Source organism: Arthrobacter sp. UYNi723 (assembly GCF_054057635.1).
Genome location: NZ_JBSRZM010000001.1, coordinates 29,199 through 41,526, shown reverse-complemented (window position 1 = coordinate 41,526; position 12,328 = coordinate 29,199). Strand labels below are relative to the sequence as shown.

Annotated in this window: 12 protein-coding genes; 7 read left to right on the top strand and 5 right to left on the bottom strand. The window is 64.3% G+C overall.

Translation table 11 applies throughout. The features are described from left to right. Positions 1-55: 55 nt before the first annotated feature. Both ACVWY0_RS00210 and ACVWY0_RS00205 read right to left on the bottom strand, forming a co-directional pair. Positions 56-430, bottom strand: coding sequence for a hypothetical protein (locus ACVWY0_RS00210; RefSeq protein ID WP_485834949.1), 375 nt, complete (start codon positions 428-430; stop codon positions 56-58). 119 nt (positions 431-549) lie between these two features. Beyond that, the gene (locus ACVWY0_RS00205; RefSeq protein ID WP_485834948.1) at positions 550-1,404 is read right to left on the bottom strand and encodes a PHP domain-containing protein; all 855 of its coding nucleotides are present in this window, start codon (positions 1,402-1,404) and stop codon (positions 550-552) included. A 71-nt stretch (positions 1,405-1,475) separates the two neighbouring features. Between ACVWY0_RS00205 and ACVWY0_RS00200 the strand changes: the two genes are divergently transcribed. The 4 genes from ACVWY0_RS00200 to ACVWY0_RS00185 all read left to right on the top strand — a co-directional run bounded on the left by ACVWY0_RS00200 (position 1,476) and on the right by ACVWY0_RS00185 (position 6,577). After that, positions 1,476-3,074 carry an aminopeptidase P family protein gene (locus tag ACVWY0_RS00200; RefSeq protein WP_485834947.1) on the top strand — a complete coding sequence of 533 codons (1,599 nt, stop codon included), beginning with the start codon at positions 1,476-1,478 and terminating at the stop codon, positions 3,072-3,074. Positions 3,075-3,278: 204 nt separating this feature from the next. After that, entirely contained in the window at positions 3,279-4,643 is a 1,365-nt protein-coding gene (locus ACVWY0_RS00195; RefSeq protein WP_485835186.1) for an ABC transporter substrate-binding protein, read from the top strand. 33 nt (positions 4,644-4,676) lie between these two features. Continuing rightward, positions 4,677-5,663, top strand: coding sequence for a carbohydrate ABC transporter permease (locus ACVWY0_RS00190; protein WP_485834946.1), 987 nt, complete (start codon positions 4,677-4,679; stop codon positions 5,661-5,663). A gap of 80 nt (positions 5,664-5,743) precedes the next feature. Next, a complete protein-coding gene (locus tag ACVWY0_RS00185) occupies positions 5,744-6,577 on the top strand; it encodes a carbohydrate ABC transporter permease (protein WP_485835185.1) in 834 nt (277 codons plus the stop codon). A gap of 121 nt (positions 6,578-6,698) precedes the next feature. Here ACVWY0_RS00185 and ACVWY0_RS00180 read toward each other — a convergent pair whose 3' ends face one another. Next, on the bottom strand, positions 6,699-7,661 hold the full coding sequence (locus tag ACVWY0_RS00180) for a YflT domain-containing protein (RefSeq protein ID WP_485834945.1): 963 nt from the start codon (positions 7,659-7,661) through the stop codon (positions 6,699-6,701). A gap of 77 nt (positions 7,662-7,738) precedes the next feature. On the opposite strand from ACVWY0_RS00180, the gene ACVWY0_RS00175 reads away from it, so the two are divergent. The 3 genes from ACVWY0_RS00175 to ACVWY0_RS00165 are packed head-to-tail and all read left to right on the top strand — an operon-like array spanning position 7,739 to position 10,924. Beyond that, positions 7,739-9,022, top strand: a complete 1,284-nt coding sequence (locus ACVWY0_RS00175) for a magnesium transporter MgtE N-terminal domain-containing protein (RefSeq protein WP_058931861.1) — start codon at positions 7,739-7,741, stop codon at positions 9,020-9,022. Continuing rightward, on the top strand, positions 9,015-9,785 hold the full coding sequence (locus ACVWY0_RS00170) for a DUF1003 domain-containing protein (protein ID WP_485834944.1): 771 nt from the start codon (positions 9,015-9,017) through the stop codon (positions 9,783-9,785). The genes ACVWY0_RS00175 and ACVWY0_RS00170 overlap by 8 nt, the downstream gene beginning before the upstream one ends. Positions 9,786-9,796: 11 nt before the next feature. Further along, positions 9,797-10,924 carry an Mrp/NBP35 family ATP-binding protein gene (locus ACVWY0_RS00165; RefSeq protein ID WP_485834943.1) on the top strand — a complete coding sequence of 376 codons (1,128 nt, stop codon included), beginning with the start codon at positions 9,797-9,799 and terminating at the stop codon, positions 10,922-10,924. 30 nt (positions 10,925-10,954) lie between these two features. Here the strand turns inward: ACVWY0_RS00165 and ACVWY0_RS00160 are convergent, their stop codons facing one another. After that, positions 10,955-11,365 (bottom strand): twin-arginine translocase TatA/TatE family subunit, encoded by a 411-nt coding sequence (locus ACVWY0_RS00160; protein ID WP_252567417.1) that lies wholly within the window; start codon positions 11,363-11,365, stop codon positions 10,955-10,957. A 69-nt stretch (positions 11,366-11,434) separates the two neighbouring features. Next, a complete protein-coding gene (locus ACVWY0_RS00155) occupies positions 11,435-12,328 on the bottom strand; it encodes an anti-sigma factor (RefSeq protein ID WP_485834942.1) in 894 nt (297 codons plus the stop codon).

Genomic DNA, 12,328 nt, shown 5'->3' with positions numbered 1-12,328 from the left:
CGGAAAGTCCCGGCACCATCAGGCGCCGGGACTTTCCTCATGACCGTCAACGGCATTAGCAACCGTGCATCAACTGGATGCCGTGGCCAGCCTGCCGATTGTCCAGGACGACACCATTGGAGTCACAGTGCGCGTTGACCAGCAGGGCATAACCGCCGCCATTCTGGAAGTTCCCTTTCTGGCCGATGGGCGCGGTTGGCTCGAGCTCTTTGAGCGATCCCGGCGGTACGAAGACCCAGGCGTTTTCCGCCACGATGAAGGCCCAATTGCCCTTGATATACAACTGGAAGCCCGGGAACGGCTCGTAGAAGGTGGCGCCGGTGAGATTGGCCGGGCGGCTGACGTTACTACAGTCCAGCGCATTGGCGGCCACAGGGACGAACAATAGTGCTACGGTCAGACCTGCCGCGGCCAGGGACTTTTTGAACATGGATTTCCTCCGTCACTCGTTGGGCACTGCTTACGACGAGACACTCATTGGGCCTTCGCCGCTCCCCGGTAAGCGCTAGAGTACTCAGCGTTGACCGATAGTCAATGCGCTGTAGTAAGCTACTGATCCGCGCGCACAACGCGGGTGCCCGTGCCCAATTCCTCGATCCTGGCGAGTACCTCCGGAGTGGTGAGATGCTCCCCGAAAAGATTGGGTTTTCCGGTCCCGTGGTAATCCGAGGAACCCGTGATCAGCAGTCCATGCTTGGCTGCAAGACCCCTGAGGAATTCCCGCCCCTCCTCCGGATTGTCGCGGTGCTCGATCTCCAAACCCAAGAGGCCGGCGTCGATCATGTCGCGGTAGGTGCGTTCGCCCACGACCCGGCCGCGGCCAGACGCCACGGGATGGGCAAATACGGGGACGCCTCCGGCGGCACGGACCAGTTCGACGGCGGTGGCGGGGTCGGGTGCGTAGTGCTGGACAAAGTAGCGCGAACGGGACGTCAGGATGGACGTGAACGCCTCCGAGCGGTCTGCCACCACACCGGCCGCCACCAAGGCATCAGCGATGTGCGGCCGGCCCAGGGTAGCCCCGGGAGCTACATGGTGGATGACGTCGTCCCACGTCAGCGGGTAGTCTTCGGCGAGCAGGGTCACCATGCGTTCGGCCCGCGTGAGGCGCGCGTCCTTGGCCTTGGTGATCTCTTCAAGCAGCCCAGGGTGGGCAGGATCGTGCAGGTAACTCAGCAGATGCACACTGATGCCTTGCGCGGTCCGGCAGGAGACCTCCATGCCGGGGACCAGGGCCACGCCGTTTTCCAGCGCCGCGAGGGATGCTTCGGCCCAGCCGTCCGTGGAGTCGTGATCGGTTAGTGCCACCACGTCCAGGCCCGCCCGGGCAGCCGAAGCCATCACGTCGGCGGGGGTTTCGGTGCCGTCCGAAACGTTTGAGTGGGCATGCAGGTCAATCCTCACTTGCCCAGCCTAGTTGACCGCGTCCGCGCCGGTATTGGCCCCCGGCTCGGTGCCGGTGAGACGATGGTGCCGTGAACGATGCCGAAAACACCCCGACCTCTGTCTCCCAGCCCCTCGACGAGCGCGTCAACAACCGCTCTCAGCGTCCCAGTTCCGCTGCTTTCAAGGCCTTTATGGCCAGTAACTGGGCGCCGTCCGGGCAGCACGTGCCGGCGCTCGACGCCGTGGCCAACTACGCCGCGGCCCGGCGCAAGGCCATCTCAGAGAAGTTCCAAGGCGAACGCCTGGTCATCCCCGCCGGTCCGCTGAAGGTCCGCTCCAACGACTGCGACTACCGGTTCCGTCCGCATTCCGGCTTCGCGCATCTCACCGGACTGGGCCTGGATCACGAGCCGGACGCCGTGCTCATTCTGGAACCGGCCGGTGAAGGAAAGGGCGACGGCGGCAGTCACCACCGTGCCACGCTGTACTTCCGTCCGCTGGCCGGCCGGGATACAGAACAGTTCTACGCTGACTCCCGTTCCGGCGAGTTCTGGATCGGTGCACGGCCCACCCTGGCCGAGTTCGAAGCGCGCCTGGGCCTGGCCACCGCCCACATCGATGGACTTGAATCGGCGATCACCAAGAACGTGGGTGCCCCGGAGATCGGCGGTATCTCCATCCGGCTGGTGCGCAAGGTGGACGAGAACATCGACGCCCTGGTGGATACGGCCCGGTACAACACTGCCAAGGACCCGGACAACCTGGACCTGGCTGTCCTGGATGCACTGGATGAAAAGCTTTCCGAAGCGCTGTCTGAACTCCGCCTCCTGAAGGATGAGTGGGAAATCGAACAGATGATGACTGCAGTAGCTGCGACTGTCGAGGGCTTCGTGGAGGTAGTCAAGGCCCTGCCCCGCGCCCTGACCCATGCCCGCGGCGAGCGCGTGGTGGAAGGCGCGTTCTTTGCCCGCGCCCGCGAGGTAGGCAACGAACTGGGCTACGACACCATCGCCGCCGCCGGCAACAACGCCACAATCCTGCACTGGACGCGGAACACCGGCAGGATCAACGCCGGCGAACTACTGCTGCTGGACGCCGGCGTTGAAGCGGACTCGCTCTACACCGCCGACGTCACCCGGACCCTGCCAGTCAACGGCACGTTCACCGCAGTCCAGCGCAAGGTCTACGAGGCAGTCCTGGATGCTGCCGACGCCGGATTCGCCGCTGCCCAGCCAGGTGCCCGGTTCCGAGACATCCACACCGCCGCCACCACCGTGTTGGCGGAACGTCTCGCCGAGTGGGAGCTGCTCCCTGTGAGTGTCGAGGAAGCGGTCAGTCCGGAAGGCCAACAGCACCGCCGTTGGATGCCGCACGGCACCAGTCACCACCTTGGCCTGGATGTCCATGACTGCGCCCAGGCAAAGCGCGAACTGTACCTCGACGGCATCCTCACGGAGGGCATGGTCTTCACCATCGAACCCGGCCTGTATTTCAAGAACGAGGACCTGGCCATACCGGCGGAGTACCGCGGCATCGGAGTGCGGATCGAGGACGACATCCTGATGACGTCCGATGGTCCGGTGAACCTCAGCGCCGCGCTGCCCCGCAAGGCCGACGACGTCCAGTCCTGGATGGCAGGCATCTACCAGGAGCTGGACGGTGGTTTGGCAAGCCCAGACAACCGCTAGAGGTCTTTGCGTCCAGCGCATCTCGGCAGCGATGCGCTGGACGACCATACTCGTTGGTGAAACTCTCATAACAGTTTTTGGCAATCGCTTGCCAAAAGTTGGCGTTGGTGAATACGCTAGCCGCAGAGAAAGAAAATCGTAGACTGAGTCCTAGTCTCGGGTCTCTGCCGCAATGTATGTCTTCAAAGGAGAAGCCTCATGGGTATGTCCAAACCGCGTCGCCTCGGCACTATCGCCGCAGCGGCCATTTCCGTTCTTATGCTTGCCGCGTGCGGAGGGTCGGGCGGCTCAGGCGGTGCCACGTCCGGCGCCTCGGGCGGCAAGGTGGACGGCACCGGAAAAACACTTAACGTCCTGATGAACGTCAGCGCGCAGTATCCCCAGGAACAGCAGGCGTGGTTCAAGGAAATGAGCGCCAAGTTCAAGGCGGAAACCGGCGCCGACATCCAGTGGGAGACGTTCGCTACCGCCAATGACGAGATGACCCGGATCCAGACGTCAGTCGTCTCGGGCCAGGGCCCTGACGTCTACGGGCTCGGCACCACGTTCACCCCCACGGCTTACTCCACCGGGGCGTTCGTAAAGCTGGGCGACAACGAATGGAACCAGCTCGGCGGTAAGGATAGGTTCGTTCCCGCAGCCTTGGGCATCTCCGGGCCGGATGAAGGCAACCAGATCGGGATCCCCTTCGTGAGCCGGCCGTTCGTGATGGCCTACAACACCGAGCTCCTGGCTGCCGCCGGCATCGAAAAGCCTGCCACCACCTGGGATGAATTCACCGAGCAGGCAAAGAAGCTCACCACGGGCGACCAGTACGGTGTTGCCGTGGCCTACAAGGACAACTTCGACCCCTGGAAGTACATCTGGGGCATGTCCATCCAGGCCGGCAACCCCATCATTGACGGAAGCAAGGTCCGTCTTGATGACCCCATCACCAAGAAGGCCTACGAGACCTACTTCGGCTGGGTGACCAAGGACAAGGTGGTCGACCCGTCCTCCGTTGGTTGGGCCAACCCGCAGGCCCTGGCCGCCTTCGCAGCCGGCAAGGCAGCTTACTTCCCCATGACCTCGCCGCTGTCCATCCCCGCACTGGATGCCTCGGCCGTCAAGGGCAAGTACAAGTACGCCCTGATGCCCACAGTTCCCCCGGGCGAGACCTCCAACCCTTCGGACGGCAAGCCTGCCGCCAGCATCCTCTCCGGTGACAACCTCGTGGTAGCTGACTACTCGAAGCAGAAAGACCTCGCCTTCGCGTTCGTCAAGATGATCACCGACAAGGATGTCCAGCTCAACTACTTCAAGGTCTTCGGCCAGCTTCCCGCCAACCAGGAAGCCGCGAAGGAACTTGCAACCAACGAAGTGATTGCGCCGGCCCTTGAGTCGGGAGCCAAGTCCGTAGCGACGCCGTTCAGCGGTGCGTGGGGCGATGTCCAGCTGTCACTGACCAACGTGGTTGTCCAGTCCATTCCGGATCTTTCCTCCGGTGCAGTCAGCGACTCCAACCTGTCCCAGCGGCTCAAGGACGAACAGGCCAAATCACAGACCGCACTGGACCGGGCCAAGAAGTAAGCCCGACCCACCAACTGCGGAAGGTTACGGAAAATGGCTAGCAGCGTTACCGAGCCCCGGCCATCGGACAGCAGTCCGGTGGCCGGGGCGGCCGCCGGACCCGGCGAAACCACACCCCCTGGGAAGCGACGAAAGGGGCTCAGCGAGAGGAACCGGCCTCTTTGGCTCCTGATTCCCGGCGGGCTGCTGATGACGATTGTCATCCTCGTCCCGTTGGCCATGGGCATCTGGATGTCCCTGATCGATCTGGATCAGTACACCCTTCGCCAGTGGGTCAGTGCCGAATTCATTGGCATCCAGAACTACATTGAAGCGGCACTCAGCAGCGAGTTGCTCCGCTCCATCTGGCTCTCTGTTTCCTTCGCGGTGATTTCCACGGTGGTGACCGTCCCGCTGGGCGTGGCCGCCGCCGTCGTCACCCAGAACGCCTACCGCGGCCGTGCCGTGGTGCGCTCCATCTTCCTGATTCCCTACGTCCTGCCGTCGTTTGTGGTGGCCAGCGTGTGGCGGACCATGCTCCAGCCGGATGGCATCGTGAATGTGACGCTGACCAACATGGGAATGGACGGCGGATTGTGGCTTAACGGCCCGAACGCGTACTGGACACTGGTGTGGGTGGAAATCTGGGCGGCCTGGCCGTTCATCTACCTGCTGGCACTGTCCGGCCTGCAGGCGGTGGACCACGAGGTCCACGAGGCGTCGGCCCTGGATGGGGCACTGTGGTGGAACAAGCTGCGGTACGTGATTTTCCCTTACCTGAAGGGACCGGTTTCGCTCGCCTTCCTGCTTGCCACGTTGAACCACATCAACAACTTCACCCTCCCCTATGTCCTGTTTGGGGCGCCTGCACCGTCGGATGTGAACGTGCTGCCGATCCTGGTTTACGTCACCAGTTTCCAGAGCTTCCGGTTTGGCCTTAGCGCCGCCATGGCGGTCGTTTCGCTGATCCTGATCGCGATTCCGCTCTTCATCTACCTGCGCGCAGTCCGGCTTGATGTGCACGAAGGAGGAAAGAAATGACCATCGACGCGGCAAACCCGATCGAGCAGCAGAAGAAGCAGCCCATCCGGCGTGACGCAGCCCTTGAGGTTACGCGCCTCATGCCAAGGCCGCTGCTGGCCATCGTCACGGTCCTGCTCTGCGCCCTGGTCCTCATCCCGATCGTGTATATCTTCCTGGCCTCGCTGAACACGGATGTGGGCGTCGCCAGCGGCGAGTTCTGGCCAAGCAGCTTCTCGTTGGACAGCTACACCAAGATTTGGGATTCCGTGGGGCTGGCGAAAGCCATCGGCAACAGCCTGATCGTTTCCGGGGCCACGGCAGTCGTCTCGGCCATTATGGCCATCGGCACGGCCTACGTACTGGTCCGGTTTGAGTTCCGCGGGCGCCTGACGGTGCTGCGCGGGCTGCTGGGTCTCCAGTCCGTCCCGGGCACGCTGATGCTCCTGCCGGTCTTTGTGCTCTTCTCCTCCGCGGGCACCTATTTGGGTGTGACCGTCATCGGCACGCTCTGGGGCCTGTTTATCGCCTACCTGACGTTCGCCTTGCCGTTCTCAACGTGGGTGATGGTCACCTACCTCCGCGGTCTGCCGCGGGAATTGGAGGAAGCCGCGCGCATTGACGGTGCCTCAAACGTCGGGATCCTGTTCCGGATCATCATTCCGCTCAGCTGGCCCGGCATCATCGTTTCCGCGATTTTCGCCTTCCTGTTGGGCTGGAATGACGTGCTGTTCGCGTCGGTGTTCACCCGCCCGGACACGCACACAGCCGCAGTTGCGCTACAGGTGTTCGCGTCCGCGGTTGAGGGCGGAGCAATCCCTGTGTACTCGCAATTGATGGCGGCTTCGCTGGTTTGTGCCGTCCCTGTGGTGGTGCTGTACTTCATGTTCCAGAAGTACCTCGTTGGCGGCCTGACAGCCGGCAGCGTCAAGTAAGACAGCTTCGAACCACAAACAACTCCGCCCGGTGCAGCGGCTGCTGTACCGGGCGGAGTTGGTTGTTTACTGCGTGCTTTGCTCCTCGGGCCATGGATAAACAGGCCTCCGGCGGCGTCGCCTAAGGCGTGGATTCGCCGGAGTCCTTGGAGGAGTCAGGCTCGGAGTTCGCCCGGGACCGATCTGAGCCGGGCTGTTCTGTGCTGGGCTGTCCTGTGCTGGCCTCGCCTGCGGTGGCCTGATCTGAGACGCGGACGCCGTACTGCGGCCGACCGTCAGGGAGGTCCGGGTAGCGGACGGCGGCAGCGGGAGCCTTCGCCGGCTGGGCCGCTGCCTCCGGCTGCGTGCCCTGGTCCGGGCCGGTGGCCTGGCCCACGCCTTGGGCTGTCCCTTGGCCCGAAGTTCCGGCACCCTGCTGTCCGTAGGGGTCATTCCAACTGGCAGGGCGTGCGGGTGCCGGACCAGGCTGATTGCCCGTCTGGCCCGGCTCGCCGCGGTGCTGACCCTGCTGGCCCGTCTGGCCGTACTGCTGGTTCTGGTAGCCCTGGGGATTGTATGGGGCGGCTGCTGCGTCCGAGCGGGTCATGGGCAGTTGCTGGAGCAGCCGGCGCGCATCATGGGCAGCTTCCACCGACACCACAACATCGTAGCTGGTGGCCACCACCTGGCTGGTGGACGTGAAATCCCGCTTTCCACGCTGCATGGCATACGTGACGATGCCGAACAGCATAAAGAAGGCAGCCCCCATCAGCACAGACGCCAGGATGGAGAAGTAGCCGGGCGATGGTGCGAAGAAGGAAAGCATGACGCCAACGAAGAGGCCGAACCACATACCGCTGAGCGCCCCGGAGAGAGCCACCCGAGGGTAGCTGAGGCGGCCGGTCACCCGCTCAACCATCTTGAGTTCGTTGCCCACGATGGAAACCATCTGGACCGGGAACTGCTGGTCGGCGAGGTAGTCCACCGCCTTCTGGGCATCCAAGTAAGAGGTGTACGAGCCTACGGTGTCACCGGTGGGCACCGTGCGGGCGTCGTCGGGCCCGCTGGGGCCACCGGCCTTGGGAGCACCAAAAATGTTTGACATACATCCATTCTTGCCCATCAGCATGTATGCCGCCTGTAAATTCAGCTAAAAGAGAGCAGACTCGGTAGCCTGTAGACGTGAGTACAAATCTTTCGCGCGTCTTCGTGGCCCGCCTACTGGGTCTTGACGTCTTCGACCCCTTGGGCGACCGCCTGGGCAGGTTGCGCGATGTGGTGGTGCTCTCGCGTGGCAGCCGCGGTGCCCCGCACGTGGTGGGCATCGTCGTCGAAGTTCCCGGTAAAAAGCGCGTCTTTGTGCCGATGACACGCATTACCTCCATCGACCAGACACAGATCATCTGCACGGGTCTGGTCAACCTCCGGCGCTTTGAGCAGCGCGGCGCGGAGACGCTGGTGGTCGCGGAAATGTTCGACCGCCGCGTGACGCTCCGTGACGGCAGCGGCGACGCCACCATCGAGGACATCGCCATGGACCAGCACCGGTCCCGCGACTGGTTCGTGAGCAAGCTGTTCGTCCGCCGGGGCCACTCCCTGTCCCCGCTCAGCCGGCTGCGCCGGAACGAGACCATGATCATCGACTGGGCCGACGCCCTCCAAGGTGCCCGCACCGAACCCCAGGCAGCCACCCAGTTCGTGGCCAACCACGAGGACCTCAAACCCGCTGACTTCGCCGAGGCGCTGCAGGAAATGAGCGACAAACGCCGCTTCGAAGTGGCCAGCGAACTCCAGGATGAACGCCTGGCCGACGTGCTGCAGGAAATGCCCGAAGACGACCAGGTGGAGATCCTCTCCGCCCTCGACGTCGAACGCGCGGCGGACGTCCTGGAGGAAATGGACCCCGACGACGCCGCCGACCTCCTCGCCGAGCTTCCTTCTGCACAGGCGGAGGAGCTTCTCCGCCTCATGGAACCCGAAGGCGCCGAGGACGTCAGGCGGCTCCTCGAATACGACGAGGACACGGCCGGTGGCCTGATGACGCCTGTTCCGGTGATCCTCCCCCCGGAGGCAACTGTCGCCGAGGCACTGGCCCACGTCCGCCGTGAGGAACTCTCCCCCGCCCTCGCCTCATCCATCTTCATCACCCGGCCCCCGTTGGAAACCCCCACGGGACGGTTTCTGGGCGTTGTGCACATCCAGCAACTGCTCCGGTATCCACCGCCGGAACCCCTGGGCAACCTCGTGGACAAGAACCTTGAGCCGGTCTCCGACCAGGCCCACATCAGCGAGGTGGCGCGCACGCTCGCCACCTACAACCTGAACTGTCTTCCCGTGGTCAATGACGCAGGCCGGCTCGTGGGGGCGGTGACTGTTGATGACGTTTTGGATCATCTGTTGCCGGATGACTGGCGCGCCTATGATGGCGAAGCCCCGGTAAGAAAACTGGGAGGCCGCATTGGCTGACACCGGCGCCCCCAAGAATCCCAACAAGAAGGCGGCGGCCAAGGGCGGACTCGACACACCCCTGAGCGGCCGCCAGCGCATCCTGCCGAAGTTCTCACCCGACCCGGATGCATTCGGCCATGCGACGGAAGGCTTCGCCCGGTTTATGGGCACGCCGCAGTTCCTGGTCTACATGACGGTCTTCGTCGTCATCTGGCTGGTCTGGAACACGTGGGCACCGGCGGAGTGGCAGTTCGATTCGCGCCTCCTGGGCTACACCCTCCTGACACTAATGCTTTCCCTGCAGGCCTCCTACGCGGCCCCGCTGCTGCTGCTTGCCCAGAACCGGCAGGACGACCGCGACCGGGTCTCCCTCCAGCAGGATCGCCAACAGGCGGCACGCAACCTGGCCGACACCGAGTACCTCACCCGGGAGCTGGCGTCGCTGAGGATCGCGCTGCGCGAGGTTGCCACCCGCGACTACGTCCGGGCCGAGCTACGGACACTCCTCGAGGACATGCTGGAAGCGCAGGAGGAACTGCGGACCCACGATCCCGCCGGATCCGGCAGCCACGAGTCCCCGCGTGAGAAGGTCAAGGAAAAGCTGAAGGAAAAGCGCGACAAACAGCGGAACCCCCGCACGCAGCAGATTCCCAAGGTCAAACCCAGCCATGTCGCCAACGACACCGTCGCCAACGACACCGTCGCCAAGGACACGGCCGCTACCGACCCCGCAATCCAGGACCCGGCCGTCCCCAAGCACATCCCCACCACCGAAAGCTGAGCCCCGCCCGCATGAGCGCCTCCCTGGAGCAGGCAGTCCACGCTGCGCTGGCCACCGTGATCGATCCTGAGCTCCGCCGTCCCATCACGGAACTGGGCATGGTGGAGTCCGTGGATGTCGCTGCGGACGGCCGGGTCAGGCTGGCTGTCCTGCTGACCATCGCGGGCTGCCCCCTGCGCGGGACCATTACCGCAGACTCTGAGAAGGCGCTGTCCGCAGTTCCGGGCGTGACCGCCGTCGAGGTTGAACTGAAAGTGATGAACCAGGCCCAGCGGGACGCCCTGAAGGAACAGCTCCGCGGCGCCTCCGGGCAGCGCGGGATTCCGTTCAACGAGCCGGGGTCCCTGACCAAGGTGTTCGCGGTGGCAAGCGGAAAGGGTGGTGTGGGCAAGTCATCGCTGACCGTAAACCTTGCCTGCGCCCTGGCCGCCCAAGGCCTCCATGTGGGCATTGTGGACGCCGACGTCCATGGCTTCTCGGTTCCGGCCCTGATGGGCATCACGCAGGCGCCCACCCGGGTGGACGACATGATCCTGCCGCCGGTGGCCTACGGCGTAAAAGTGATTTCCATCGGCATGTTCGTCGCCGGAAACCAGCCGGTTGCCTGGCGTGGGCCGATGCTCCACCGGGCCCTGGAACAGTTCCTGACGGACGTCTACTTCGGCGACCTCGACGCCCTGTTCCTCGACCTGCCGCCCGGCACCGGTGACATCGCGATTTCGGTGGCCCAGTTGCTGCCGAAGGCTGAGATCCTGGTGGTCACCACACCCCAGGCCGCAGCTGCCGACGTCGCCGAGCGCGCCGGTGCCATCGCCACCCAGACAGGTCAGACGGTGGCCGGCGTCATCGAGAACATGTCATACCTGGAAATGCCCGACGGCGGGAGGATGGAGCTGTTCGGAAGCGGCGGTGGGGCGGTCCTCGCCGAACGGCTCACGACGACGGTGGGCACCGATGTGCCGCTCCTGGGACAGATTCCGCTGGACATCCTGCTGCGGGAAGGCGGCGACGCCGGCACACCCATCGTGCTTGGCCGGCCAGAAACTCCGGCGGCCATTGCTTTGACCGAAATCGCCGGAAAACTTGCTGCCAGGCCCAGGGGCCTGACAGGGATGAAACTGGGCCTGCAGCCGCGTTAACGCAGCGCTGCCCACCAGAGGCATCGTGGCCTAGGTTGCTTCGGTATCAAACGGCGCGGGTTCGCCCGGAGGCAGCGATTGGACTACACGTTCCGGACGGGAGGGAGCCGTCCCGCCCGTGGCAACCGCCCCTGCACCGGCGACGGCAGCCACCGCTGCCGGCGCTCCGGCACTGACGGACTTGGTGTCGTCGTCCAGGAGGGCTTCCTTGATGATGCGCCGCGGATCGTACTGGCGGGGATCGTATTTCTTCCAGTCGACATCGTCGATGTCGATGCCGACTTCTTCCTTGATCTGCTCCCGGGCACCGGAGGCCATCCGGCGGACTTCCTTCACGAGATTCGCAAGTTTCTGGGTGTATTCGGGCAGGCGCTGGGGACCGATCACCAGGATGCCGATGATCAGCAGGAGGAAGAACTCCGGGCCGTTGATTCCAAACACTTTAGGAAGATTACCCTCTCCGGAGCCCCGCTGACGATTCCTGCCCGCCAGCGTCGCAAAGTGCCTGCATCACGGCGCCAGCATCTCCCCGAGTTTGCGGATTCCCCGCTCCAACCGGGCCCCGGGAGAGTCGTCCGCCGCGGTCACCGGGGAGGCGGCACGCGCTGTGCTGGCACCCGCGTTAATTCCTTCAACGGCGAGGACGCTGAGCCGCTGCAGCACTGGAACGGCGTCATCAGCCTGCTCCGCCGGGAGGTCGGACTCCACCGTGAAAATGCCTGCCGAGGTCTCAACGGTGGCCGTCCAAGGCGCCAAGCTACTGACCAGCAGCTTCCCCTCGTTCTCACCGGAGTTCTGTTCGGAGTTCTGCTCGGCGTCCTGACCCGACTGCTGCTGGGCGTCCATGGGATGCTGTTCCACGATGGTGGCATAGTGTTGCCCATCAGTCAGGTGCATTTCCACCGCCGGCCGCCCATTCAGCGTTATGGCATTGGCGCTCCGGACGTGGAAGCCGAGTGATGCCAGGTCCGGACAGACCCAGCCTTCCGAGCGTAGGGCCAACAACTGCGGAGCACTGATCTCCCTGCCGTCGGCCGGTAGATGGGCCGTATGCTGCACCAGGCTCCCGTTGATGGCCGTTTGGGCGACGGGCAGGCTGTCCCCCGCCAGCGCAAACGCGCTGACGGCAAGAATTCCAGCGGCTGCTGCTGTCCCGCCGGCGGCAAGTGCCACGGCTCGCGCGGCCCGGTAGGGGCTCGGGGCTGGCTCGGCCGCGGCCGCGAGCAGCTGCGTCCTGACCAGCAGCCGGGCCGTCAGATCCTCGCTGGCAGGCGGCACGGCCGCGTCACGGAGCCGCTCGATGTACCGGCGTTCACGCTTCAGCGCCGCTGCACATTCTGCGCAGGTCTGCACGTGGTCGGCGCCACGGTGATGCCGGCGGCCGAAGGGGTTCTGGGGCGTCAT